This window comes from Mycobacterium sp. NPDC003449 (assembly GCF_053588415.1).
This window is the reverse complement of sequence record NZ_JBSFPX010000009.1, coordinates 25,256-49,230: the sequence shown is the minus strand read 5'-3', so window position 1 is coordinate 49,230 and position 23,975 is coordinate 25,256. Positions and strand designations below refer to the sequence as shown.

Here is a 23,975-nt window from a genome sequence, read left to right as displayed (position 1 = left end):
CATCCTCGTTTCCAAGGTCAGGAGCCTCCGGGATTTCCAGGGCGTTTCAGTCAACGGCTTCGAAGACGGCCGCAAGACCCTGCCCGCCACCGATGCACATCGTTTCGAGTCCGTACCGCGAGCCTCGGCGTCGCATCTCGCGGGCGAGCGTCGCGAGCATGCGTCCGCCTGTCGCGCCGACGGGATGCCCCAGCGAGATTCCTGAACCACGCACGTTGGTGCGCTGCCGGTCGGAATCGGTGAAGGCCCATTCCCGCATCACCGCGAGCGCCTGGGCCGCGAAAGCCTCGTTGAGTTCGATGAGGTCGATGTCAGCGAGCGTGAGTTCGAGCTTGCCCAACACTGTCGCGGTGGCCGGAACGGGTCCGATGCCCATCGTCCTCGGGGGGACCCCCGCCGCAGCCCAGCCGGCCAGCCGCACCAGGGGTGTCAAACCGAGCTCATCGGCCCGATCCGGTGTGGTGACCACGCACATGGACGCCGCGTCGTTGATCCCGCTCGAATTTCCCGCGGTGACAGTCGATTCCGGGTCCTGATCCAGGCACACCGGCTTCAACCCGCTCAGGGACTCGATAGATGTCGAGGCCCTTGGGTGTTCGTCGGTGTCGATGAGCCAGTCGCCGTCACGAGCGGGCACCCGAACGGGAATTATCTCATCCTTGAGCACCCCCTCTTCCTGTGCGGCGACTGCCCGACGATGCGACTCCAATGCCAGTTCGTCCTGTTCGAGCCGCGTTATCGCATACTCGCGGCGCAGGTTCTCGGCGGTTTCGAGCATGCCGCCCGGCACCGGGTAGAACGTTCCGCCTGACGTCGTTCGCGACCGGATGAGACCGTCGTGAAGCCGCACACCGCCGCGAGCCCCGCCCCATCTCATGTCGGTCGAGTAGAAGGCGACGTTGCTCATGCTCTCGACACCCCCGGCGATCACCAAGCGGTTGTTGCCGCTTTGCACTTGCATACACGCCTGAATCACGGCCTGCAGCCCCGAACCGCAGCGGCGGTCGACTTGCATGCCGGGAACGGTGACGGGCAGACCCGCATCGAGTGCGACCAATCGTCCGATGGCCGGCGCCTCGCTGTTCGGGTAGCACTGTCCGAGGACGACATCGTCCACCGAGTCAACCGGAAGGGCGGTGCGGTCGAGCAATCCTTTGAGCGCCGCCACCGCGAGTTCGACGGCGGTCAGCGGCTTGAACATGCCGCCGTAGCCGCCGATCGGCGTGCGTACGGGTTCGCAGATCACGGCATCGGGCATGGACTCCCACACTTTCTTCTGGTTTCAGGACGAGTGCTCACATGAACCTGCCGCCGCCGACGTCAACTACCGCACCGGTCACGTAGGACGACAAGTCCGACGCGAGGAAGAGCGCGACGTCGCCCACCTCGTGCGGTTCGCCGGCGCGCCCGAGCGGGATGTCCGCGACCTTCTGGGCCCAGATCTCCTCCGGCAGCGCCTTGGTCATCGCGGTTCTTATCAGGCCGGGCGCGATAGCGTTCACCCGAACCCTGTGTCGCGCCAGTTCCTTGGCGGCTGCCTTGGTCATGCCCACGATGCCCGCTTTTGCCGCCGAGTAGTTGGTCTGCCCCAGGCCACCGACCTTCCCCGAGAGTGAGGACATGTTCACGATCGAACCGCGACGCTGCTCACGCAGGATCGGAGCCGCGGCACGTATTCCGTTCCACGTGCCCTTCAGGTGTACGGCTATCACCTGGTCGAACTGATCCTCGGTCATCTTGCGAACGGTCGCGTCGCGGGTGATCCCGGCGTTGTTCACCACAACGTCGAGCCGACCGAAGTGCGTCGTCGCGTTCACCACGAGTGCTTCGAAGTCGGCGCCGACGGTGACGTCGCATCGAGCGGCGATCGCGGTGTCACGACCTCCGAGCGCATTGGCTGCAGCAACCACCCCGTCGAGATCGACGTCTGCGAGCACCACCCGGCAGCCGTGTGCGACGAACCGTTCGGCGATCGCGAGCCCGAGGCCCTGCGACGCTCCGGTGACGACGGCGACCCTGTCGGCGAGAAGAGACACCTGTTGCCATCCGTTCTCCAGTCCGTCTTCCGACGGCGGTCCTCGACGTGGAATCGTGTCCGAGCCCAACTGACTTCATCACGATCCCCTTGTGAACTGACGTTAACACACGGCTCACGCGGCGACCATATCGACGCCGCCGACGGCGGTGGAGGAATTCGCCCGCACCCGACCCGCGCGGGCGGGGGCCGCTCGGCGGGACCGCATCGACGTTCCCGTGCGGAGCGGAAACGGGCACCGAGAGCGTGCCTGAACTGCTGCGACGCGGCCCTGTACTAGAGTGATCTTCTGTTCACCACCGAGCTACTCGCACGCTCGGTGGCGCGCGCACGAGGTGCCGCACTGAGTACGTGGGCCCGATCGGCGGGCCCGGATCGACAGGCAGGAGACGGGTGTGGCCGACGCAGTCGTGCAGGGCCAACCGATCACCCGGCGTCAGGAGTTGCTGGGGATCGCCGGAGAGTTGTTCGCGCTCCGCGGATTCGCGGGTACGGGTGTGGACGAGATCGGCGAGGCGGCCGGAATCACGGGCCCGGCTCTCTACCGCCACTTCGCCAACAAACAGGCAGTTCTCGATGCCCTCGTCATCGAGGGCATGCAGCGACTGCTCCAGACGGCCCAGGGCGTCGCCGATCCGGAGGGTGACGCGAGCGCGTGGCTGGACGCCTTGATCGAGGTACGACTCGATTTCGCGTTCGGACCCGATCGCTACGCATTCGTCATCCACCGCAACGAGTACGACAGCATCTCGCGCACAGCCCTCCGCAAGGTCGCCAAGGCGGAGGAGACGTACCTTTCGGATTGGCTTCGCGTAGTCGCGGAACTACGGCCGGGTGTGCCGACCGCCGTCCTCCGCCGAGCGATCCACGCGGCCCACGTGTTCATCGGTTACATCGCGCTCGAGGACAGCATCGACGACGTGGGCGAGGTGCGCGAGCACATCACGGCAATGGCCCGCGCGGCGCTGTTCGCTTAGCCGCCCACTCGCGTTCCGGAGCGGTCGGCACTCCCGGATCCGGGGTGTCGGTCCCGACGTGCAGGGTTTCGCCGTTCGTCGTTCGCCTTCACAATTGAGTTCACGGTTGTTAACATCGAGATCACCAAGTGAACTCGGCACGGGAGTCGCCGACGTTGAGGTGAGGAATGGCATGGCACTCGATTCCACGTCCCCGGCGGAATGCGAACCTCGTACAGACACCGCCGACGAGGGCGCCGTCAATGCGCAGGACGCTGAGTCGTCGGTTGGCGAAAGCGCCCATCCACCAGCCGGCAACATCAGGCCGCGCCACCGGCGATGGTCGCGCACCCGCGTCGGACTTTGCGCGGGACTGATCATCGTCCTGGCTCTGGGCGGGCTGTTGGGCTGGGTCGGTTACGGCCTACACCGTGAGCACGCGGTGACGGAGCGTCGCGACGGCTACCTTGCGGTGGGGCGGCAGGCCGCACTCAACTTGACGACGATCGACTGGCAGAGCGTCGATTCGGACATCCAGCGCATCGTCGACTCCTCGACGAGTGATTTCCGCGACGAGTTCACCGCGCGCTCCAAACCCTTCGCCGAAGTCGTGCGACAGGCTGGATCGAAATCGGTCGGTACCGTCGTCGCCGCAGGTGTGCAGTCCGAGTCGGACGAAGGCGCACAGGTTCTCGTGGCGGTGTCCGTGAAGACCGCGACCAGGGTTGCGCCCCAGCAGGATCCCCGCAGTTGGCGCATGCAGATTTCGGTGCAGCAGACGGACGCCGGAATGAAGGTGTCCAAAGTTCTCTTCGTCGGCTAGCGCTGTTTCCGTTGACAGGAGAAACCGAGGAATTCAGGAGTGGTCATGAACGATACGGAGAGCACGAGTAGCCGCGAGCTTGAGATGGCTCCGGTGACGAACGACGTGAGCGTCGACGGAGCGGATCCGGCCACGGACGACGCGGCCGTCGAGGCAACGGAACCGGCTGCCATCTCCGCCGACTCACGACGGCGGACTCGGACCTGGGCCGCGGTGACCGCATTCGGTGTCCTCCCCGTAGTGGGTCTCGGCCTCGCGCTGGGTGCCGGCTACTGCCGCTGGCAGATCGATGTTCATCGGAGTTCCGAGGCCGCTCGATCCGAATCCCTGCAAGCGGCAACCGATGTGACGGTTCGGATTCTGTCGTACCGGCCGGAGAGTGTCGAACAGGACCTCACCTCTGCGGAGAACATGCTGACGGGTGAGTTCAAGAACTCCTACGCGTCCCTGATCCGGGATGTCGTGATTCCCGGTGCCAGGGACAAGCACGTCTCCTCGGTGGCCACCGTGCCGGCGATCTCCTCGATATCCGCTACGCCGCAGCACGCGGAGGCGCTCTTGTTCGTCGACCAGACGGTCACCATCGGAAAAGACGCGCCGACCGGAACGGCCTCCAGTGTCAAGGTGACGCTCGACAAGGTCGACGGCCACTGGATGATCTCGGGCTTCGACCCGGTGTGACGGTGTAGAGGATCAGCGGATAGTCGAGGTCACATCGTCAGCCATCGCCGCCAGCTGCGGACCCCAACTGCTCCAGTCGTGTTCGCCGAACGTGGGGAAGTCGAAGTGGCCGTTGTCGCCGAGTGCGGTGCGGTAGTTGGCGTAGAACGACTTGTTGCTCCCCTGCGCCTGATCGCAGTACCCGATCATCGCCGCCGGGTCAGTGCAGGTCAATGTGCTCGGGCTGAATACCCATATGCGAGTGGCGTTCTCGATGAGTAGCCGGATGTGAACATTCGGGTCGTGCGGCTTCCAACGGCCCAGTTGCGCCGCTCCCCACATGTCCTGGGTGTTGACGCCGCCGAATCGCGCCATTCCAGCCGTGATGGCGCCGTTCAGGGCTGTCGCGGACGGGGTCAAGAATCCGGACATCGAACCTGCGTACCGGAATAGATCGGGATGGAACTCGGCGAGCGACAGTGCCGCGGTACCGCCCTGCGCCGCACCGACGATCGCGTGGCCGCCGGGAGCCAGACCGCGGTTGGCCGCCAGCCAGTCGGGGAGTTCAGTGGTCAGGAAGGTGTCCCATTTCCTGGTGTCGTCCAGTTCCCAATCGGTGTACATGCTCCATGCACCGCCGGCGGGCGCGACGACCGAAACCCCGCGACTCCCAAGGGTCTTCAGCGCGTTACCGGCTGTCACCCAGTTGCTGACGTCGGGTGCCGCGTTGAACGCGTCGAGCAGGAACACTGCGTGAGGTCCGCCCTGCTGGAACGTGACGGGGATGTCCCTGCCCATCGCCCGCGAGGGAACCAGGAGGTACTCGACGTCGGTCGCTCGCGCCTGTCCGGTGCTGAACAGGCAGGCCAGAAGAATCGAGACCAGGCAGAGGCGCAGGGCGAGCACCGCCACGCGGGGGCACCCGGTGTCGGCGCCGTTCCCACGGCAGGCCGGATTGCGGAGTGACATCGCGGTCACGGGTTCACACCGGGGGGTACGCGGGAGGCGGATAGACTCCGCGCAGTATCCAGGCGAACCAGTTGATGCCGTACTCCAGCTCATCGCTGACGTCGTAGTCGGGTGTCGGGTCCATCACCGCTCCAATCCTTGTTCGCGAAACGTGAACGCTTCGATGTGCTCTCTGCGGCAGGCACTTACGCCGGTACGCCGTACACCGCGACGACCACGGTGCGGTCCAACCTGTTCTCCGACCAGACTCCGATCTGGGTCATGGAGCAGTCCCGCATGACGGCGAGGGCCTCGGGATCGCCGAACCAGCGGTTGATGAGCTCCATCCCGCTCATGGCCAGCGCCGGGTTGACGGCGACGGTCTCGGACACGCGACCGCGGTATCCGGCGTTGGCTGCGCGAACGGAGGGAGTGGAGCCGTCCGATCCGATGTCTCCGTTGAGGTCGGTGTTGTTCAGCACGTCGACGGCCTGCCACTGGGCAGCGAGTCGCAGCTGCGGGTTCACGCGCAGATGCTCGGTGCAACCCGCTTGAACTCGGACCGTCCCGACCGCCTCGATGACGTTGACGTTGTACTTCCTGTTATCGGCTGACGCGGCGGGAGCGGCCAATGCGGCGGCGGCGATCGCCGCCAACGCCAGCGCGACGACGGCCACGGGTGCTGAGGGCGACGCGGTGAGAAGAGTCGAACCTCGGGAACGGCCGGGTGGGCACCCGCCCGTCGGCCGGATCACGGACCGAGCCGAACGCCGGGGGTGAACTCGATCGTCAGGCCGCTCAATCCCCATGTTCCGCCCGCGTGCACCGTCGGGCCGTCGTGGCCGATCACTCGGAAGTCGGGTATGCGCTGCACGATCTCCTCCAGAGCCACTCGGATCTCGAGTATCGCCAGGGGTGCTCCGACGCAGCGGTGGATTCCGTGACCGAAGGCGAGGTGAGGATTGTGCTTCCGGTGCAGCAGGAACTGCTCGGGCTCGTCGAACTTCCTGTCGTCGTAGTTCCCCGATCCGAACAGCAGTAGTACGCGATCACCCTCGCGTAGCTCGACCCCGTCGACGACGGTATCCGCCCGCACCGTCCGGGCGGGGCCGTGGACGGGAGACTCCATGCGGAGGACTTCCTCGACGGCCTGCCCGACCAGAGACGGATCGTCGATTAGCTGCTTCCGGGCGGAGGGGAAACGATCGAGCAGCAGCACGGAGGAGGCGATCGCGCTGACGGTCGTCTCCATTGCTCCGACGATCGAGGTGATCAGCATCCCGGCGCACTCCTCGTCGGTGAAGTGCTCTCCGGAGTCGGTGACGTGGGTGACGATCGCGGAGATCAGATCGTCGCGGGGCGCGGCACGGACGATCGACAACGCCTCCGAGATGAACGCCCCCAGGCTGACGACGGCCTCGGCCGCCGCGGCCTGATCGCCGCCCGGCGGGTCCATGAACGTCGTGACCCACCGATAGCAGCGTTCTCCGTCGTCGGGCGTCAACCCGAAGAATCCGGCGACCACCTGTGCCGGTAGGCGTTCGGCAAACTGCGCCATGAAGTCCGCTCGCCCGTCCTCGATGAACGAGTCGATCAACGCCGTCGTCTGCTGCCGGATCACGGGTTCGTACGTCCGCACCGCGCCGGGCGTCAGAAAGGGAAGGAAGACCGAGCGATAGTCGGCGTGCAACGGCGCGTCCGACTCGGTGGGTATCGCCCGCACGGGAATCGGAAGAGGTGGTATCACCACGCCATCGCCCGAGGCGAACAGGTCGGGCTGCCGCAGGAGTTTGATGATCGTGTCGTACCGGCTCACCACCCAGAATCCGTCGTGCTGGTCGGAGTGTGCGACCGGGCAGCGTTCGCGCATCGCGCGGCATCGATCGAGAAGGGCGGCGGAGTGGGCTGCGCTCGTGTGGTCGAAGTGCTCGTTCAATTCGCCTAAGTCGACCGCCGTCATGGCCATCCGCCTCCACTTTGTCGGTAGTTCCCGGAAACACGTGAGATGTGACGGTAACAACAACACGCTGGTAGGTCAACGATTGTTCACTTTGGCATCACCATCGTCTAGTGAGCTACCAAATGGCGTCTAAATAACGCTTTATGGACGGCATGGCGCCATTCGTCTCTAGTAAACTACGCATCACTGTGTGCGGGTCCGCCGTATGCGGTCAGGTGGCCGGCGGCTATCGTGAACGCCATGATCGTCGCAACGCGTTCGAAGCAGGCCGTGGCCCCGACCGGGAACCGAACCACCGACGATCCCGCGAACCCTCGCGGTGACGGCACCGGGCCGGCGAGGGGGAATCGATGAGCTCCCCATTCGATTTGCTGTGTCTCAACGACGGCGAGTTTCGCGAGACACGGAGAACTGCAAGAGATTTCATCGAGAACGACCGTATGCGGTTCGGTTGGACACCCGCGGTCGACTCGTGGCTCTCCGGGTGGGATCCGGCTTTCAGTGCGCGGCTCGGAGCCGAGGGGCTCCTCGGCCTGACCATCCCCACCGAGTTCGGTGGTCGTGGGATGAGCCATCTGCACCGATACGTCGTCACCGAGGAACTGCTGGCGGCGGGCGCCCCTATCGCCGCGCACTGGATGGCCGATCGTCAGGTCGCCCCGGGCATATTGGCCTACGGCTCCGACCGTCAGCAACGAGAGCTGCTGCCCCTCATCGCGGCCGGGAGACTGTACTTCGCCATCGGCTTGAGCGAGGACGGCGCGGGATCCGATCTGGCAGCCGCCAAGACGAGGGCGTCGCGCGTGCACGGCGGGTGGTCGCTGCGCGGGACGAAGGTGTGGACCAGCGGAGCTCACGTCGCCGACTACATCGTCGTGCTGGCCCGCACCTCACCCCTCGACGAAGGGGATCGCCACGCGGGCTTCAGCCAGTTACTGGTGCCGCGTGAGGCGAAGGGTGTGACGGTCGAACCGATCGTGACGATGTCGGGCGAGCACCATTTCAACGAGGTCGGCCTCGATGACGTGTTCGTGCCCGATGCGGACGTTCTCGGCGAGATCGGACACGGCTGGCATCAGGTCGTCGCCGAATTGTCCTACGAGCGCAGCGGACCCGAACGCATTCTCACAACGGCACCGCTGATCTTCTCAGCCGTCAGCAGCATCGGAGGTCTCGACCCCGACACGTGCGCGACGACGGCGCTGGGCGGGGTGATCGCTCGAATGATATCCCTGCGACAACTGTCGATCTCGGTAGCACGCGGCTTGTCCGAGGGCCGATCGGCCGAATTGAAGGCCGCCCTGGTGAAGGATCTGGGAACTCGGTTCGAACAGGACTCGGTCGGCGTCGTCGAGGCTGTACTCGCGGACGCGGTCAGGCCGCCGGAGCTACAGGAGCACCTCGACACCGCCTGGACTCATCGCCCGATGTTCACCCTGCGCGGCGGCACGAACGAGGTACTGCGGGGAATGGTCGCTCGAGGATTGGGATTGAGATGAACGTCGCGACGATACTGGGGGAGGGGCTCCTCGGCCCTGACGGAGTCGACGAGAACGCTGAACTACGTGCGCTCGTCGACACTCTCGGACGCAGCGCGTTCGACGCGCGTGCCGGTTCCACACGCCGGCCGGAGGTGCTCGACGACGCCTTGTGGCGGCGTCTGGAGGATGCGGGGCTGACCCGTCTGTGCAGCCGAACCGAACCGGGGGTCGGGCCGATCGAGGTGGCCGTCGTGCTGCACGGACTCGCGCGTCACGCCGGTGCGGTACCCATCGCCGAGTCCGATCTGATCAGCGGGTGGCTAGCGGATGCGGCGGGCGTGGCCGTTGCGGGCTCGGCAACGGCCGTCGCCTTCGCGTCGGTGGAAGTGAGCAACGGCGAGGTGCACGGCAGGGCGCTCGGTGCGCCGTGGGCGAGTCAGGCTCCCGTGGTCGTCGTGATGGCGGAGGCAGCCGACGGCGCATACGTCGCCTCACTCGGTTCCCGGGATCTTCGCGTCGCGGAGGGGACGAACATCGCGGGCGAGCCGCGAGATGTCGTCGAGTTTGATCTTCCTCTCGCCGTGTTCGCCCGCGTCGACGGCCCCGTCGGCGAGGAAGCGCACCTGCGAGGAACGTGGGCGCGTTGCATTCAGGTCGTGGGTGCCCTGGAGGCCGCTGCGGAGCGCGCGATCGAATACGTTCAGACGAGGGTTCAGTTCGGGCGCAGTCTGAGTCGCTTCCAGTCGGTACAGCACTCCATCGCCGCTCTCGCGGGCGAAGTCGAGCGGAGTAGGGCCGTCGTCGCGCTGGCCGTTGCCGCGGCGGCGACCTCCGGCTTCCGTTCGGAACAGACGAGATTCGCGGTTCTTGCGGCGAAGGCAACCCTCGGCCAGACCGTCGACGCGGTCACGTCCGCCGCGCACCAGCTTCACGGTGCGCTCGGCGTGACCATGGAGGAGCACCTCTGGTTGCACACGATGCGTGCCCAGAGCTGGGTGGGTGAGTTCGGAAGTCCGACGACGTGCGCTCGCGCGCTCGGATCCGTTGTGCTCGAGTGTGGTTCACCGTGGGATCTGGTGGTGGCGTCCGGCCCTCGGGCCTGACCGCCGTCGGGCCGGAGGGACGTCGAACCGCCGACGATTCCTCATCAGGCCAGTGCGAGCGCCCGGGATCACCGCGCGCGACACCTCGTCCTCGGTCACACCGGTGCAGAGGCACGCGAACATCAGTGCGCCAGCGGGTCGTCCGCCTGCACCCGGAGCGCCCGCAGTGCGGTGTCGGTGATCTGTGCGGCGGCGGCGGAGCCGCTGAGCTGCACTGCCTGGCAGCCCACGACGAGGGCCCTGAGTTCATCGACGTCGACGCCGGTCCTGGCGCTGCCGGAGCGTTGTGCCGCCATCAGCAGGTGGGAGAGCAGCGTGCCCAGCTCTTCGTCGGCCTCCGTCACGCGCGCCTCCATCCGCGTCCCGGCGAGCGCCTCGACCAGTGCGCGGTCGCAGGCGCTCCACTCCAGAGCCAGCGACCTGACGAACACGAAGAGCGCCTCGGCCGGACCCACCGCCTCGATCAACGCGTATCCCTCGACGGCGATGCAGTGCATGCGCTCGGCGACGACGGATCGGAAGAGGGTCTCCTTCGTGGCGAAGTGGCGAACACGGTGCCGGGACCGACACCCGTTTGACGGGCGATCTCGTTGATCGACGCCGAAAGCCCCTCTGAGGCAAAGGCTCTGTATGCGACCTCCATGAGCCGCGCGCGGTTGCGGATGGCGTCCGCGCGCTTTGCCCGTTGCGATGCGGTCATGCGGTCGGTCCTTCTGGGCTGCGGTTTGACAAGGCGGGATGCGTATTCCGTATGCTATCTAAACGGGGCGATCGTCCCGTTTAAATCAGTATCACAGGAGCGTGTCATGGCGAAGTGGACGACGGAGTCGATACCGAGTCAGGCCGGTCGCGTCGCCGTGATCACCGGCGCGAACACCGGTTTGGGTTACGAGACTGCGCGTGCACTGGCCGCCGCCGGCGCCCGCGTTGTTCTCGCAGTGCGCAATCCAGACAAGGGCGCGAACGCATCTCGCCGGATCGAGCGTGAAGTGCCGGGTGCGGAGATCAGCGTGCAGCAACTCGACTTGGCGTCGCTGGACTCGGTGCGCGCCGCCGCGGAGCGGCTGCGCGCCGATCACCCGAGGATCGATCTGCTGGTCAACAACGCGGGTGTGTACCTTCCGCCGCGTGCCGCGACGACCGATGGTTTCGAGCTGCAATTCGGAACAAATCATCTGGGGCACTTTGCATTGACCGGTCTGCTGGTCGAATCGATGGTGCCGGTGCCGGGCTCGCGGATCGTGACGCTGAGCAGTCCGGGGCACCGGATCCGAGCCGCCATCCACTTCGACGACCTCCAGTGGGAGCGGAGCTACAGCAGATTAGGGGCTTACGGTCAGTCGAAACTCGCGAACCTGCTTTTCACCTACCATCTGCAGGGCCTCCTCGCGCCGCACCAGACCACTATCGCGGTGGCGGCTCATCCGGGCGGCTCCAAAACCGATCTGTACGACGGCCTGCCGCCGCTGATCGCTGCAGCGCACGCGATCGGCAAGCCGATGATGCAGAGCGCGGCCATGGGTGCGCTTCCGACATTGCGCGCCGCCACGGACCCGAACGTGTGCGGCGGCGACTACTACGGTCCGGGCGGACTCGGCGAAGTCCGCGGATACCCGAAGAAGGTCGCATCGAGCGCGCAGTCTCACGACGTGGAACTGCAGCGGCGGCTGTGGGAGAAGTCGGAGGAACTCACCGGCGTCGAATACTGGCTGTAGTCCTTCCGATTCGCGTCGGCTACGGCCCGTTGGGTCGCCGAAGCCGGGATCAGCCTACGCCGTCGGTGTCGAACGCCGTGGTGACGGCAACTCTCTCAATTCTCGCCCTCGGGGAGAACTCACCGGGCGAGAACGGATCTGGTGAATCGTCCTCCGTTGCGCGGAGGGAACGCAGACGGTGTCTCGCGCGTCCCACGGCACACAGTCGCACGGCAGCACGGGTCGACCCGCATCGACGACGGCCTCGAAGTCGGGGAACAGGGGCCGTCGGTCCCCGGCGACGCACAACCGGTGGACCGTCGCCCGTACCGCTATCGGGGGCCCTTCGGCAGGCCGAGGACGCGCTCGCCGAGGATGTTCCGCTGGATCTCGCTCGTGCCGCCCAGAATGGTCTGAGCCCGGCCGACGAGCATCGCCTGGACCAACTCGTTGTCCTCCGGGTCGACGCATGCGTCGACGCCGAGCACCTCCGTGGCCATGTCACCGAGATCGCGCGCCGTCTCCGACGTCATGAGCTTGAGGGCGGCCAGCGCCGAATCGCTCCGTTCGGCGACCGCGCGTTGCCAGGTGTAGCGCAGGAGCCAGATTCGCGACCACAGGCGCGTCATGGCTCTGGTGAGAACGGGATCCAGCAGGCCGCGCGCGCGTGCTTCATCGACCATTCGGCTGTGGAGTCGGAACATCGCCACCGCCTGCGCACCGAGGGTGAGGCGTTCGCGCCCGAGCGTCGCCATCGCCACGACCCAGCCCTGTCCCGGAGCGCCGATGACCGCGGCGTCATCGAGTTCGACGTCGTCCAGGAACACCTCGTTGAACTTGCTCTCTCCGTCGATCTGCCGGATGGGTTGTACGGAGACGCCCGCGGCGTCCATGGGGACGACGAACATCGTGAGGCCGCGGTGTCCGGCCTCGCCGGTCCGGGCGAGGAGCAAACCGTACTGCGAAGATTTCGCCGCTGAACTCCACACCTTCTGGCCGTTGATTCGCCAGGCGCCCTGAACCCGCTCAGCCCGTGTTCTCACGTTCGCCAGGTCGGAGCCCGCGTCGGGTTCGGAGAACAGCTGCGTCCACACGTGCTCGCCTCTGCGGATCGGGCCCAGGTAGCGCGCCTTCTGATCGCCGGTTCCGAACTCGATGAGGATTGGCCCGACCAATTCAATTGCCGTGAAGCCCAATTGGCGCGGGACACCGGCGCGGGCGCATTCCTCTGCGAAGATTCCGAGCACCTCCGCGGTCACCGCCGCGCCGCCGTACCCCGTGGGCCAGTCCAGGCACGCCAGCCCGTGCTGGTCCAGGTATCGGTGCCATGCGCGTCCGGACTCGATATCGTCGTCGGTCGGTGTCGGACCGTAGTTGCGCAGGCCTGCGGGCTTCGGCGCAGCCTCGAGGAAGGCGCGAATGTCGGCCCGCACGCCGCTGACGTCGTCGCGGTTGAGATCGATTGGCATGGTGCGTCCTAGGTGATCGAGGTGCTGGATCTCACCCCTGGTGGAGCGGTAGAGCGTGCTCCGCCAGACGAGTCCAGTGCGATGACGGGGTGCCGAACAGAACTTCGTCCGTCCTCGCGCGACGGAGGTAGGGATGAGGCGGGCCCTCCCACGAGAATCCGATCCCGCCATGGACCTGCACGCTGACGTGTGCTGCTCGACGCAGTGCTTCCGAACAGACCGCCTTCGCCAGCGATGCGCGCCAGATCATCTCGTCGAGGTCGCCCTCGTCGGCGGCGAGCAGCGCGGCGTCGGAGGCCGACCGCGCCCACTCGAGCTCGACCAGCACGTCGGCACACATGTGCTTGACTGCTTGATAGCCGCCGATGGGGTGCCCGAACTGCTCGCGGGTGCGCGCGTACTCCGCGGTGATCTCCAGAGCTCGTTCGCAGGCTCCGACCTGCTCCGCCGACAGCACGGCGATCGCCCGCGCCACGTTGCGTTCGACAGCCTTCGTCGCCGGCTCGCTCTGCAGAAGCAGTTGCGCCGGCGCTTCGGTGAAGGTGACGGTCGCCATGGGACGTGTGCCGTCGAGTACGCGCTCTGTGGCGGTGCTGACTCCGGACGCCGAGCCATCGATGAAGGCGACCACCAGTTGACCGGCGTTGTCCGCCAAGGCCACAAAGCAGTCCGCAGACTCACCGTGTAGGACGTGGCGGGCGTTTCCGTTGACGATCCAGCCGTCGCCGCGTCGTGCGGCTGAGAGTCCAACCGACGACCGATTCCATGAGCCACCGTCCGATGTGATGATCGCTGCGGCAGTGATCTCACCATCGTTCAGCGAGGCGATTGCGTCCTCTGCCTCGCTGTCGACCAGTAGTCCCGATGCCAGGACCGCTGAGGCGACGAAGGGAACGGGCGCCAACATGCGGCCGAGTTCCCGTGCGACGACTCCCTGCGCCACAGCGCCGTAACCCTCGCCGCCGAGGTGTTCGGGAATTCCGATGCCTGCGACGCCGATGTTCCGGCACAGGCTTCGCCAGAGCTCCCGACCGAACCCGCTCTCTCGCCCGAGGGCGAATGCGCGGATGCGTTCTTCCGCAACGAATTCCACGCATGCGGCTCGGACGGACCGGGTCAGCTCGCCAGCCACGTCGCGGTCGAGCGAAGTCACGTTCGTCTCCTCGGTCGATAGCGCTGTCATGACGTTAACGAAAGTTAACCTATGGTAGGGCCTGTGCCGATGTCAATCTCACATTCGGCGGGGTTGAACCTCGCGCGGGACCACGGCCCGCCAATCGATCAGGTCGTAACCGGAATGACCACGGCCGACCATGCCAGAAGCGGCGCGGTGAGCACAACGTATCCGGAGTACGCGAATATGGAACGCCGGAATGCCTGGAGGTTCGCGACCTTCGCGCAACCGATCACCATGGCGCCGTTCGTCGTAAACGGACTGATGTCTGCGACCAAGGCCGCGAAGCACATCGCCGCGACGAGGGCGACCGCAGTCTGCGGGTGAGACTGCACGACCGATCCGGCAAGCGGCAGCACGATTCCGAGAGTCGCCATCGACGATGCGACCGATGACATGAGGGCGGCGACCGCGCAGAGCACCAGCATGGTGAGGATCGGCGCTCCGAGTGAACTCGCGAGCGCGCCGAGGTAGTCGATGGTGCCGTTGGCTCGCAGCACGCCCATGAAGGTGAGGACTCCGCTGACCACGAGCACGACCGACCAGTGGACGCTGTCGAGTGCGGCCGCATGGACTCTCGGTGCGACGAGGAGTAGAACCGAGGCGATGACGAGGGACGACGCACCGACGTCCGCTGAGAGCAGTGCCGAGACCAGAAGCGCCAGCAGCCCGATCAGGGTGATCATGCGCAGAGGGGTGAGCCGTCGGTTCAGTGTGATCGTGTCGGCTGCTGCGGGCGATCCGTCGGCCGCTTCTACTCGGCCGGGTGTACCGGGCTGCCGTGCGCGATCCGAACAAGCGGGATCCTCCGGCGAGGGGTAGTCAGGTGGATCGCAAAGCAGATCCCGTCCCCTGACCAGAAACAGGGCCAGAGCCATGACGAAGTTGAGGCTCAGTGGGATCACGTAGAGCAGAACCGGGTCGGTCGGCAGACCCGTCGACGTCATCCAACTGTTGGCGAACGCGCCGTACACGGTGATCGGGGAGAACGCCGCGCCGACCACGCCGTGGCACGTCATCATCCCCATGAGAAGTGGATCGATGCGGTATCGCTCGGCGATCGGCATCGCGATCGGGGCGAGCAGGGCGAGTGCGAGCACCGCTCCCACGGTCATCAACGCCGCGCCGAGAACGAACATGAGCCACACGAGTGCCCAGCGTTTACCGCGCATGAGTCGAAGCGCCCAGGACACCAACAGGTCGACGGTGCCGTTGCATCGGGCGACGCCGAACAACACCATGATTCCGAGGAGGATGATCACGATCTCCTTCGGAAAGAGGCCGACTATGTCACCGGTCGTCAGGTCTGTCGACCGGTTGCCGATGACGAAGGCGGCGCCGAAGGCGAGAACTCCGATGTTGATCGAGGTCGTCACTCCGACGGCGAACATCGCGACGAGAGCCGCGAGCGAGACGACCTGAACCATTCGGGGACGGGGCCTTTCGTGCCGTCGAGGCAGGCGTCGCTCAGCCGATACGGAACAGTTCGCGGGCCGCGTTCCCCAGAAGCAGCTCGCGGGCAGTCGGTTTCAGGTCGAGTGCGTCGATTGCGGGTAGGGCTTCCTCGTAGGTGAGGACGGGGAAGTCGGTGCCGAAGAGAACTTTTCCGCGACCGCGGCCGTTGGCGAAGTCGATGAGGCGCGCGTCCCAGTACTTCGGGTGATGGGCTGATGTGCCGATGTGGACGTTGGGATGTTTCCACGCGACTGCCGTCAGCTCCTCGATCCACGGCCATCCGGTGTGCGCTGCAACGATTTTCAGATCCGGGAAGTCGAGTGCGATGTCGTCCAGCAGAATCGGACGGCCCAACTCGGATGGCATGCGCTCCGCCGAGTGACCGACCTGCATGACCACGGGGACGTCTAGTTCGACGCATTTGGCGTAGTAGGGGTAATAGCGTCGGTGGTTGAGCGGAATGCCGAAGCCGTAGGTGTGCAGGTGTGCTCCGACGAAGCCGCTGTCGGTGACACTGGCGGCGAGCTGTCGTACGCCGGCCATGCCCTTCGTGGGATCGATTCCGCTGAGGCCGAGAATGCGCCCCGGAGCGAGTGCGGCGAGCTCCGCGACCTCGTGATCCGGTACGTCCCAGACCATCCTCGCGCTCTCGTGCGCGCGCATCTTCACCGACGGAACGAGCACGACGTCCACACCGGTGTCGTCCATGTACTGGGTGAATTCGCCAGGCGTTCGACCGACCAGGCGCGACTCCATGTGCCACCACCGAACTACTTCGGCGATTTCGGGCGTCTCCAACCAGTACTTGGTGAACGCGGCTTCGGTGAACGCGTTGCACCAGGTGTCCACTACGACCATGACAGCAGGGTAGGGCGTGGATCGCAGATAGTAAACAGCTGCTAACAAAGCTAACAATAATCGCGTTGAACTGCGTATATAACTTATGTAGGTAGTTAGCATAAGTTCATTGCTGTGTTAGCGTCGAAGGGGAAGAGTTCCAATCGAAGGAGTTGACCGAGATGACCACGTTGTCCGCACCAGTGCAGAACGGCGACAGCTTCTACATCGGAGGAGAGTGGGTCGAGTCCGCGTCGGGTGCGTCCCTCGACGTGTTGGATTCGGGCACGGGAGCTCTGTACTACCGAGTGGCCGAGGCGAATGCGGAGGATGTGTCCAGGGCGGTCGGTGCGGCCCGGAAAGCCTTCGACGACGGGCCGTGGCCACGGATGTCGCACGCCGAGAGGGCCGTGTACCTCATCGCGCTCGCGCGTGCGATCGAAGCGCGCACCGAGGACCTGGCACAGCTGTGGACACGCGAATCCGGGGTCATCTACTCGATCGCCCAGCGAGGGGGTGCGATGGGCTCGCACGCCCTCGACGCCTACGCGGAGCTCGCGTCGAGTTACGCCTTCGAGGAGCCCGGACTGACGAGCATGTGGGGGGGATTCGGTCTCCTCCGGCGCGAACCGGTGGGCGTCGTGGGCGCGATCTTCCCGTGGAACGGCCCGTTGGAGTACATCGTCCACAAGGCCGGGCCCGCGCTGCTGGCGGGATGCACGGTCGTGCTCAAGTCGCCGCCGCAGGCACCGGGAGCCGCCCACGTCGTGGCGGAGTGCGCGGCCGCGGTGGGCCTGCCGCCGGGTGTGCTCAATTTCGTCACCGCGGACAGGGAGGTCTCCGAGCTCCTGGTGACCGACCCGCGTGTGGACAAGATCAGCTTCACCGGATCGACTGCTGCGGGCCGTCGAATCGCATCCCTGTGCGGTGAGCGGGTGGCCAGGGTCACGCTCGAGTTGGGAGGGAAGTCGGCTGCCGTCGTGCTCGATGACGCCGACATCTCGGCTGCGGCGATGGCGATCGGCGGCATGGAGTGCTTCCTGACGGGACAGGTGTGCGCGTCGCTGACCAGAGTGGTGGTGACACGGGATCGGCACGACGCGATGGTGGAAGCGCTTGCAGGCATGTTCTCGCAGGTGAAGGTCGGCGACCCCTTCGATGACGGCACGCAGATGGGCCCCTTGGCAACGGAGGCTCAGCGTGAGCGAGTCGAGCGGTACATCGCCCTGGGGTGTTCGGAAGGTGCGACACTGGCCACGGGGGGAGGGCGCCCGGAAGGTGTGCCAGGGGGCTGGTTCATCGAGCCGACCCTTTTCGGCAACGTCGACAGCTCACACACGATCGCTCAGGAGGAGATCTTCGGACCCGTCCTGAGCGTTATCGCCGCCGAGGACGAGCGTGACGCCGTGCGAATCGCCAACGACACGATCTACGGGCTGAACGCGGCCGTGTTCACGACCGACGCGGACAGGGCATTGGACGTGTCCAAGGAACTCCGCTCGGGCACCGTCGGCCACAACGGCTTCAAGCCCGACTTCGGAATCGCCTTCGGTGGTTACAAGCAGTCGGGTATCGGCCGCGAGGGAGGCAGGGAGGGCCTTGCCAGTTACCTCGAAACCAAGACGGTGGTTCTGGATTCGGCTCCCTCCGGCTACGGGGAACACTGAACCGGCCAGCGCGCCGGCGAGATCGGCTCGCCGGCGCGCTGGTTCTGCGGCCCGCGTCTCAGTAGCGTTCCAGCACCGAGGCGTAAGCCCCGCCGGCGTCGGCGCCCATGGCCTGCAATCCGTACCGCCCGCCGGTGGCCTCCAGCGCGCTCAACATGGTGGTGACCTGCCGAATGCCTCCGCATGCTCGCGGGTTCCCCAGGCCCAAGGCTCCGCCTCGCGGGTTGAACAGGTCGGTGTCGACGTGGAACTCGTCCAGCCACGCCAGTGGGACGCAAGCGAACTCCTCGTCCACCTCGATGTGATCGAACCTGGTCACATCCATCCGTGTCGATTCGAGAACGAGCTCGGTGGCCCGAAGCGGGGCGTCCAGTGGAACCCGCGGCGTTCCCTGCGCGATCGCGAACCCGTGAATGCGAGCCCGCGGGGTGATGGCCAAGTGGGTCGCTCGTCGCGGACTCATGAACAGTAGGGCAGATGCTCCCACGGCGTGGCGTGCGCAGTTGCCGTCCGTCATCGACCAGGATATTTCAGGGTGTCGTTGCGCCACGTCCTGATCGATGAAGGCGGGTTTCATCGATTTCAGTTGTGCGAAGGTGAGATTCGCGTTTATCGTCTCGTCGCGAGTGACGATGCAATCGGGCTCGCCGCGGAGCCCGCGGATGAGCACCGGTGCGATCTCGCGATCGAACTCACGCGCATTCGCGACTTCGGCGGCCCTCCAATGCGAACGCACCGTGTACTCGTCGAGCTGGTCCCGAACGATGTGCTTCACCGACGCGAGCATCTCCGCGGCGAGTCCCCGCGATAGCCCGTCCACCGTGTAGTCGCGGCTACCGCCGTGCCCGTTCTTCGCACCGCGGTGCACCGGGTCGGGGTGATCCGACGACTCCACGCCGACCACGACGACGATGTCGTTGAGCCCCTTCACGATGGACCGCGCTGCGTGATGCATCGCCCGCTGCCCGGTGCCGCACCAGCGATCGATCGTCACGGCCGGCATGCGCGTCGGGAGCGACGTCACCGGCCAGATCAAGCTGCCGGCGCGCTCGACATCTCGCGCAGCCCGGTCGCCGAACTGCACCAGAACGCGGTCGACGTCACCGGTGTCGATGCCCGTGCGTCGTAGAAGGGCGGTGATCGTCTGCCGCGCCAATTCCATTGGTGCCGTGGCGCTCAGGCTGCCGCCGCTATCGAAGCACAGCGGGGATCGAACGGCGTCGATCAGTAGAGCGTCTACGGTCACGGCTCGTCTCCCTCATCGCACATCAATACCCTGCACGGCGCACACCCCATGTTAACACTCGTTAAACTCGCCGTTGGCGGGTACGAAACCAGTCCTTCGGCCGCGAGGGCGGTACATCATCCGCGAATCCGGACGCTCGCCGCGTCACGTCGTCGACACATCGGCGGACGGGCTGTACCGGGCCCGCAGCCGTCGACGTCCGGCCCTCCGCGACGTGGCTCACGAGGGGTGATCACGATGGCGCGAGTGGCCGCGGTTCCGGTGTGCGAACCTGTCGCCGCAAGGTAACACGTTGTTGAACTGTTTCTCAGTTTGCATCTGTGCGAGGCTGATTCGATGGAGGGAATCAGGCGATGGTGCACTGCGGCTGCGGCGGTCGGCCTGACGACATGTTCGGTGCTGGGCGTCGCACCGCAGGCGCACGCCGTTCCCGCACCTGAAGTCGAGTACGTGTACAACGTCGTCGTTCGGCGACATTTCGATTTTCCGAACAACGACGCGCTCGGGTACGGCTGGGGGCTTTGCGACAAGGTGGCGCAGGGGATTCCGTACGACCAGGTGATGGCAATGACGAAGCGGGATGTGTCTCCCAACGACGAGCAATCGGGGAACTACGTCGTGTCCTCCGCAGTGGGAATCCTCTGCCCTGCCCAGATATGGCGATTGCGGAATTCGGCGGCAGGCTACCGTCCTACCGGGTAGGCCGCACCGTTCCCGCGGCCCCTCCGCGCGCATCCCGAACGTCGAAGCAGATTTCAGAATACCGTTGGACCGCTTGAGTTCTCGATTCTCAGCTCGCAACCGCCGCAGCTCCTCGGCCATGTCGCTGCTCACCCCGGGGCGGGTACCGGAATCGATCTGATCGCGGCGCACCCAGCTCAAGAGTGTCTGAGGCGTGCCGATGCCCAGCTTGGCCGCAACCGACTCGATCGCCGCCCACTCCGAAGCATACTGATCGCGCACCTCAGTGACCATCCGCACTGCACGCTCACGCAGCTCAGCCGGATACTTCCTCGAACCTGCCATGAGTCCATCCTTCACAAGAGATGAAGTCTCTGTACTTACCGGGGCGATTCAGACGTACCAAATCGGTTGTGGCTCAGCGATATCACCGAGCATCACACCGGCGACGCAAGCTCTACCGGTGTGCGATCAAAGACGTGTTGTCCAACCGGATCGTGGGGTATTCGATCGACTCCCGGATGAAGTCCCGGTTGGCCGCCATCGGAAATGCGGTGGCGCGCCGCGGCGCAGTCGCCGGATGCATTACGCACAATGATCGCGGATCTCAGTTCAGGTCACGAAGATTCGTGCACACACTGGGCCGTTATGAGAAGGTCGGATCGATGGGTCGGGGTGTGGCGGGGCGGCCCCGAAATCGAGGTTCCGGACGAGTACGAAACGCTCAGGGTGGTTCTCGGGCCGCAGATTGAATATGGGCCACCCGCCACGAGCGGTCTCGAAGCACATGCAGGCGTTGTTCGGGTGCCGAGTTGAAGATCTGCCGAATGGGGAGGGGTGGGGGGAGGACACCGTAGTGATGAGCAGCCACTGCAATACCCATGTTGACGCGCCGTTGCACAGCGGAAGTCTGGTCGAGGGCCGACCCGCCCGGACTATCACCGACATCGGCTTAGAGGGGCATGAAGGGGTTGGAGGCCTCAGCGCAGCGGTGGAACACACTGCGTGGCGAGAACGGCTGGCTGACCACCTACGCCTACCCGGCCGAGGCGATCACGTCGGAGGTGTTGGCTGAGGCGTGGGCGCTGCGCGTCGACGAAGTGATCCAGAACGTGACCGTCTACCCGAATGGCACCTGCACCGCGACGGTGACCGTGCGTACCCCGCAGCCGCTTCCTACGCCGCCGAGCGTGGTGCTGCGCAGGCTGCCCGGAGAACAGGCCGCCGCTGCGGCGGCCAACATGTGCGGTCCTCGCCCGCGTGTGCGGGGACTGCGGCCCAGTCCGCTGCCGGCCAGCCTGCTTACCGAGGTGGGGCCCTCAGGGGTGCTGCTGGGCAGGTTGAGCAACGGCGACCGGCTGCTGACCCCGCTGACCGACGTCGGGGAGCTGAGCCGGGTGTTCATCGCCGCCGACGATCCGGTCGCCAAGCGCATCATCATCCGGACATCCGGTGCCGGGGAGCGGGTCTGTGTGCACACCCGCGACAGGGCGCGGTGGGCCAGTGTGCGGATGCCTGACGTGGCGGTGGTCAGTGAGCCGCGGCCGGCGCCGCGCACCACGGTCAGTGTCGTCGATGGTGTACCGAGGGTGGTGCCCAGCGCGGACGGGACAGGGCGGAGCGTCGCGATCGATACGCCGTTGGCGCCATCGCCGCGGCCGGCCACTGTCATCACCGTCGTGCCGGCCGGGACGCCGCCGCCGGAACGGGACAGCAGTGAAGTGATCATTGAGCAGGTCAACCGCTCGGTGCTGCGGGTGACCGCGGCCGGAGACCCGCAGCCGTATCTGGTGGAGATGGACATGTTCCGCGCGGAGAACCGCTACGTCAGCCAGGAACCGCTCGCGGTGTCGATGGCGCAGTAGTGGTCGATGCGCCGGCAGCGCCAGGGCGGCTCGACAGGCACGATGACGTAGACGATGACGGATGTGGGGAGAGCACGGGGCATGAATGACTTGCTAGCTGCGCGTAGGCATTTCAACCAAGCGTTCGACATCATGGATCGCCAGGGGAAGGCGGCCGCGCTCGATGAGTTCGTGGCGGCGACCGACGCCGCGGAGTCGATGGCCGATGCGTGGCTGGGCCGGATCGCCTGCGGGGACGACAAGCTGGCCACACTGGAGCAGCTGTGGGGCCACCGCGACACGTTGCACCGTGAGACCGCGCGATTAGGCCGCAGTCTGGCAGCCGAGATCCAGCTGGGCCCGTACCTGTCGATCACGGTGACCGACGCCTCGCACGTGGGGTTGGCGTTGGCGTCGGCGCTGACAATCAACGGGCAGTATGACCGGGCCGCCGAGCTGCTTGGGCGTGAGGACTTGCTGGACACCTGGGGCAACTTCCAGTGGCGGCAGCTGGCCCAGACGTTCCTGATGTCCACCACACAGCGCTGGCCCGACGTGTTGGCCGCGGCCGCCGAGGAGCTGCCGCCGAAGGCCACCATCATGCCTGCGGTGACCGCGTCCATCTGTGCATTGGCGGCCTACGCTGCGGCCTACCTCGGGCAGGGCCGTGTCGCGCTGGACTGGCTGGACCGTGTCGACGTCGCCGGCCAGGAACGCTCCTCGGGGCGGTTCGGCGCCGAAGTGCTGACCGCCTCGATCGGGCCGACCGACATTCCGCTGCTGGTCGCTGATCTGGCCTACGTGAGGGGCATGGCGTACCGCCAGCTCAAGGAAGAGGACAAGGCGCAGATCTGGCTGTCGAAGGCCACCGTCAACGGTGTGCTCGTCGAGCATGCTAAGACCGCGCTGAACAACCCGGACCTGATTCTGACGGTCACCGATGAGGAGACGATCGGCAGCCGCACCGACCGGTGGGACGCCGGCAGCGCCAAGAGCCGCGACGAGCTCGACGAGGACTCCGCGCAGGAGCGGCGCGCCGAGCTGCTCGCCGAAGGGCGCGAGCTGCTGGCCAAGCAGGTCGGTCTCGCGGCGGTGAAGGAGTCGGTGGGAGCGCTGGAAGACCAACTCGAGGTGCGTGCGATGCGGATCGAGCATGGGCTGCCGGTGGAAGGTCAGACCAACCACATGGTGTTCACCGGCCCGCCCGGTACTGGTAAGACCACCACGGCCGAGGCGGTCGGCAAGATCTACGCCGGGCTGGGGATCGTGCGCAACCCCGACATCAAAGAGGTTCGGCGATCGGACTTTTGCGGCGAATACATCGGGACGTCGGGCCCGAAAACGAACGCTCTCATCGAGAAGCACCTGGGTCAGATCCTGTTCATGGACGAGGTGTACTCGCTCGTCGAGCGCCATCACGACGGCAAGCCGGACATGATCGGGATGGAGGCCGTCAACCAGCTGCTGATGGCTCTGGAAGTCCACCGGTTCGACTTCTGTTTCATCGGCGCCGGCTACGAAAAAGAGGTCGATGACTTCTTCGAGGTGAACCCCGGCCTGTTCTCCCGGTTCAACCGCAAGATCCGGTTCGAGTCCTACTCGCCGGCCGAAATCGTCGAAATCGGCCACCGCTACGCCAGCCCGCGCGCCAGCGTGCTCGACGACAGCGCCCGCGATGTGTTCCTGGACATGGCCTCGACGATCCGGGCCTATACCGCTCCCGATGGCAAGCACGGGATCGACGTCATGCAAAACGGCCGGTTCGCCCGCAACGTCATCGAGCGGGCCGAAGGCCTGCGGGACAGCCGTGTGGTAGCGCGCAAGCGTGGCGGTGAGGACATCACTGTCGACGATCTGAAACTCATCAGCGGCGTGGACGTCGAGGTCGCGGTGCGCGAGGTCTGCGCGCAGAACCGCGACATGGCCGCCATCGTCTGGTAAG

The 23,975-nt window shown here is 65.9% G+C and carries 20 protein-coding genes and 4 pseudogenes; 11 read left to right on the top strand and 13 right to left on the bottom strand.

Annotated features, from left to right (window positions below; all coding sequences use genetic code 11):
* Positions 1–46: 46 nt before the first annotated feature.
* Both ACWDTP_RS04830 and fabG read right to left on the bottom strand, forming a co-directional pair.
* Entirely contained in the window at positions 47–1,258 is a 1,212-nt protein-coding gene (locus ACWDTP_RS04830) for an acetyl-CoA C-acetyltransferase (protein WP_450017111.1), read from the bottom strand.
* 37 nt (positions 1,259–1,295) lie between these two features.
* Positions 1,296–2,036: a 3-oxoacyl-ACP reductase FabG gene (fabG, locus tag ACWDTP_RS04825; protein ID WP_450017109.1), complete on the bottom strand. Its 741-nt coding sequence runs from the start codon at positions 2,034–2,036 to the stop codon at positions 1,296–1,298.
* A gap of 394 nt (positions 2,037–2,430) precedes the next feature.
* Here fabG and ACWDTP_RS04820 point away from each other — a divergent pair, with 394 nt between their 5' ends.
* The 3 genes from ACWDTP_RS04820 (at position 2,431) to ACWDTP_RS04810 (ending at position 4,495) form a co-directional block, all read left to right on the top strand.
* Positions 2,431–3,012, top strand: a complete 582-nt coding sequence (locus ACWDTP_RS04820) for a TetR/AcrR family transcriptional regulator (RefSeq protein ID WP_450017107.1) — start codon at positions 2,431–2,433, stop codon at positions 3,010–3,012.
* A gap of 172 nt (positions 3,013–3,184) precedes the next feature.
* The gene (locus ACWDTP_RS04815) at positions 3,185–3,814 is read left to right on the top strand and encodes an Mce protein (RefSeq protein WP_450017105.1); all 630 of its coding nucleotides are present in this window, start codon (positions 3,185–3,187) and stop codon (positions 3,812–3,814) included.
* Positions 3,815–3,859: 45 nt separating this feature from the next.
* Positions 3,860–4,495 carry a hypothetical protein gene (locus tag ACWDTP_RS04810; protein WP_450017103.1) on the top strand — a complete coding sequence of 212 codons (636 nt, stop codon included), beginning with the start codon at positions 3,860–3,862 and terminating at the stop codon, positions 4,493–4,495.
* A 12-nt stretch (positions 4,496–4,507) separates the two neighbouring features.
* On the opposite strand, the gene ACWDTP_RS04805 is transcribed toward ACWDTP_RS04810, so the two are convergent.
* The 4 genes from ACWDTP_RS04805 to ACWDTP_RS04790 all read right to left on the bottom strand — a co-directional run bounded on the left by ACWDTP_RS04805 (position 4,508) and on the right by ACWDTP_RS04790 (position 7,382).
* The gene (locus ACWDTP_RS04805) at positions 4,508–5,443 is read right to left on the bottom strand and encodes an alpha/beta hydrolase-fold protein (RefSeq protein WP_450017159.1); all 936 of its coding nucleotides are present in this window, start codon (positions 5,441–5,443) and stop codon (positions 4,508–4,510) included.
* A 13-nt stretch (positions 5,444–5,456) separates the two neighbouring features.
* A complete protein-coding gene (locus ACWDTP_RS04800; RefSeq protein ID WP_450017101.1) occupies positions 5,457–5,567 on the bottom strand; it encodes a hypothetical protein in 111 nt (36 codons plus the stop codon).
* Positions 5,568–5,628: 61 nt separating this feature from the next.
* Positions 5,629–6,099, bottom strand: coding sequence for a CAP domain-containing protein (locus ACWDTP_RS04795; protein ID WP_450017099.1), 471 nt, complete (start codon positions 6,097–6,099; stop codon positions 5,629–5,631).
* A 74-nt stretch (positions 6,100–6,173) separates the two neighbouring features.
* Positions 6,174–7,382, bottom strand: a complete 1,209-nt coding sequence (locus tag ACWDTP_RS04790; RefSeq protein ID WP_450017097.1) for a cytochrome P450 — start codon at positions 7,380–7,382, stop codon at positions 6,174–6,176.
* 350 nt (positions 7,383–7,732) lie between these two features.
* On the opposite strand from ACWDTP_RS04790, the gene ACWDTP_RS04785 reads away from it, so the two are divergent.
* Both ACWDTP_RS04785 and ACWDTP_RS04780 read left to right on the top strand, forming a co-directional pair.
* On the top strand, positions 7,733–8,881 hold the full coding sequence (locus ACWDTP_RS04785; protein WP_450017095.1) for an acyl-CoA dehydrogenase family protein: 1,149 nt from the start codon (positions 7,733–7,735) through the stop codon (positions 8,879–8,881).
* Positions 8,878–9,966, top strand: a complete 1,089-nt coding sequence (locus ACWDTP_RS04780) for an acyl-CoA dehydrogenase family protein (RefSeq protein ID WP_450017093.1) — start codon at positions 8,878–8,880, stop codon at positions 9,964–9,966. The genes ACWDTP_RS04785 and ACWDTP_RS04780 overlap by 4 nt, the downstream gene beginning before the upstream one ends.
* Positions 9,967–10,088: 122 nt before the next feature.
* On the opposite strand, the pseudogene ACWDTP_RS04775 reads toward ACWDTP_RS04780, so the two are convergent.
* Positions 10,089–10,666 (bottom strand): annotated as a pseudogene (locus ACWDTP_RS04775) (TetR/AcrR family transcriptional regulator).
* A gap of 106 nt (positions 10,667–10,772) precedes the next feature.
* Here ACWDTP_RS04775 and ACWDTP_RS04770 point away from each other — a divergent pair.
* Positions 10,773–11,681, top strand: a complete 909-nt coding sequence (locus tag ACWDTP_RS04770; RefSeq protein ID WP_450017091.1) for an SDR family NAD(P)-dependent oxidoreductase — start codon at positions 10,773–10,775, stop codon at positions 11,679–11,681.
* A gap of 311 nt (positions 11,682–11,992) precedes the next feature.
* On the opposite strand, the gene ACWDTP_RS04765 is transcribed toward ACWDTP_RS04770, so the two are convergent.
* From ACWDTP_RS04765 to ACWDTP_RS04750, 4 genes are all read right to left on the bottom strand, one after another.
* Entirely contained in the window at positions 11,993–13,129 is a 1,137-nt protein-coding gene (locus ACWDTP_RS04765) for an acyl-CoA dehydrogenase family protein (protein WP_450017089.1), read from the bottom strand.
* Positions 13,130–13,160: 31 nt separating this feature from the next.
* Positions 13,161–14,282 carry an acyl-CoA dehydrogenase family protein gene (locus tag ACWDTP_RS04760; RefSeq protein ID WP_450017087.1) on the bottom strand — a complete coding sequence of 374 codons (1,122 nt, stop codon included), beginning with the start codon at positions 14,280–14,282 and terminating at the stop codon, positions 13,161–13,163.
* Positions 14,283–14,410: 128 nt separating this feature from the next.
* Positions 14,411–15,730, bottom strand: coding sequence for an SLC13 family permease (locus tag ACWDTP_RS04755; RefSeq protein ID WP_450017086.1), 1,320 nt, complete (start codon positions 15,728–15,730; stop codon positions 14,411–14,413).
* A gap of 40 nt (positions 15,731–15,770) precedes the next feature.
* Positions 15,771–16,514 (bottom strand): amidohydrolase family protein, encoded by a 744-nt coding sequence (locus ACWDTP_RS04750; RefSeq protein ID WP_450017084.1) that lies wholly within the window; start codon positions 16,512–16,514, stop codon positions 15,771–15,773.
* Between the two features lie 263 nt (positions 16,515–16,777).
* Here ACWDTP_RS04750 and ACWDTP_RS04745 point away from each other — a divergent pair, with 263 nt between their 5' ends.
* Entirely contained in the window at positions 16,778–18,262 is a 1,485-nt protein-coding gene (locus ACWDTP_RS04745; protein WP_450017082.1) for an aldehyde dehydrogenase, read from the top strand.
* Positions 18,263–18,320: 58 nt separating this feature from the next.
* On the opposite strand, the gene ACWDTP_RS04740 is transcribed toward ACWDTP_RS04745, so the two are convergent.
* Positions 18,321–19,508: a thiolase family protein gene (locus ACWDTP_RS04740; RefSeq protein WP_450017080.1), complete on the bottom strand. Its 1,188-nt coding sequence runs from the start codon at positions 19,506–19,508 to the stop codon at positions 18,321–18,323.
* A 336-nt stretch (positions 19,509–19,844) separates the two neighbouring features.
* Between ACWDTP_RS04740 and ACWDTP_RS04735 the strand changes: the two genes are divergently transcribed.
* Positions 19,845–20,210, top strand: coding sequence for a DUF732 domain-containing protein (locus ACWDTP_RS04735; RefSeq protein WP_450017078.1), 366 nt, complete (start codon positions 19,845–19,847; stop codon positions 20,208–20,210).
* A gap of 36 nt (positions 20,211–20,246) precedes the next feature.
* On the opposite strand, the pseudogene ACWDTP_RS04730 reads toward ACWDTP_RS04735, so the two are convergent.
* A pseudogene (locus tag ACWDTP_RS04730) lies at positions 20,247–20,534 on the bottom strand (transposase); the annotation flags it as partial.
* A 57-nt stretch (positions 20,535–20,591) separates the two neighbouring features.
* Here ACWDTP_RS04730 and ACWDTP_RS04725 point away from each other — a divergent pair.
* The 3 genes and pseudogenes from ACWDTP_RS04725 to eccA all read left to right on the top strand — a co-directional run.
* Positions 20,592–20,863 (top strand): annotated as a pseudogene (locus ACWDTP_RS04725) (DDE-type integrase/transposase/recombinase); the annotation flags it as partial.
* A gap of 285 nt (positions 20,864–21,148) precedes the next feature.
* Positions 21,149–22,054, top strand: a pseudogene (locus ACWDTP_RS04720) (type VII secretion protein EccE); the annotation flags it as partial.
* A gap of 81 nt (positions 22,055–22,135) precedes the next feature.
* Positions 22,136–23,974: a type VII secretion AAA-ATPase EccA gene (gene eccA, locus ACWDTP_RS04715; protein ID WP_450017076.1), complete on the top strand. Its 1,839-nt coding sequence runs from the start codon at positions 22,136–22,138 to the stop codon at positions 23,972–23,974.
* Position 23,975: the final 1 nt, after the last annotated feature.

Excerpts from the sequence above, each read along its gene's own strand:
- ACWDTP_RS04815 (WP_450017105.1), top strand. The coding sequence starts at position 3,185 with ATGGCACTCGATTCCACGTCCCCGGCGGAATGCGAACCTCGTACAGAC.
- ACWDTP_RS04770 (WP_450017091.1), top strand. The coding sequence starts at position 10,773 with ATGGCGAAGTGGACGACGGAGTCGATACCGAGTCAGGCCGGTCGCGTC.
- ACWDTP_RS04780 (WP_450017093.1), top strand. The coding sequence starts at position 8,878 with ATGAACGTCGCGACGATACTGGGGGAGGGGCTCCTCGGCCCTGACGGA.
- ACWDTP_RS04785 (WP_450017095.1), top strand. The coding sequence starts at position 7,733 with ATGAGCTCCCCATTCGATTTGCTGTGTCTCAACGACGGCGAGTTTCGC.
- ACWDTP_RS04805 (WP_450017159.1), bottom strand. The coding sequence starts at position 5,443 with ATGTCACTCCGCAATCCGGCCTGCCGTGGGAACGGCGCCGACACCGGG.
- ACWDTP_RS04790 (WP_450017097.1), bottom strand. The coding sequence starts at position 7,382 with ATGACGGCGGTCGACTTAGGCGAATTGAACGAGCACTTCGACCACACG.
- eccA (WP_450017076.1), top strand. The coding sequence starts at position 22,136 with ATGAATGACTTGCTAGCTGCGCGTAGGCATTTCAACCAAGCGTTCGAC.
- ACWDTP_RS04765 (WP_450017089.1), bottom strand. The coding sequence starts at position 13,129 with ATGCCAATCGATCTCAACCGCGACGACGTCAGCGGCGTGCGGGCCGAC.
- ACWDTP_RS04735 (WP_450017078.1), top strand. The coding sequence starts at position 19,845 with ATGGAGGGAATCAGGCGATGGTGCACTGCGGCTGCGGCGGTCGGCCTG.
- ACWDTP_RS04755 (WP_450017086.1), bottom strand. The coding sequence starts at position 15,730 with ATGGTTCAGGTCGTCTCGCTCGCGGCTCTCGTCGCGATGTTCGCCGTC.
- ACWDTP_RS04800 (WP_450017101.1), bottom strand. The coding sequence starts at position 5,567 with ATGGACCCGACACCCGACTACGACGTCAGCGATGAGCTGGAGTACGGC.
- ACWDTP_RS04750 (WP_450017084.1), bottom strand. The coding sequence starts at position 16,514 with ATGGAGTCGCGCCTGGTCGGTCGAACGCCTGGCGAATTCACCCAGTAC.
- ACWDTP_RS04745 (WP_450017082.1), top strand. The coding sequence starts at position 16,778 with ATGACCACGTTGTCCGCACCAGTGCAGAACGGCGACAGCTTCTACATC.
- ACWDTP_RS04830 (WP_450017111.1), bottom strand. The coding sequence starts at position 1,258 with ATGCCCGATGCCGTGATCTGCGAACCCGTACGCACGCCGATCGGCGGC.
- ACWDTP_RS04810 (WP_450017103.1), top strand. The coding sequence starts at position 3,860 with ATGAACGATACGGAGAGCACGAGTAGCCGCGAGCTTGAGATGGCTCCG.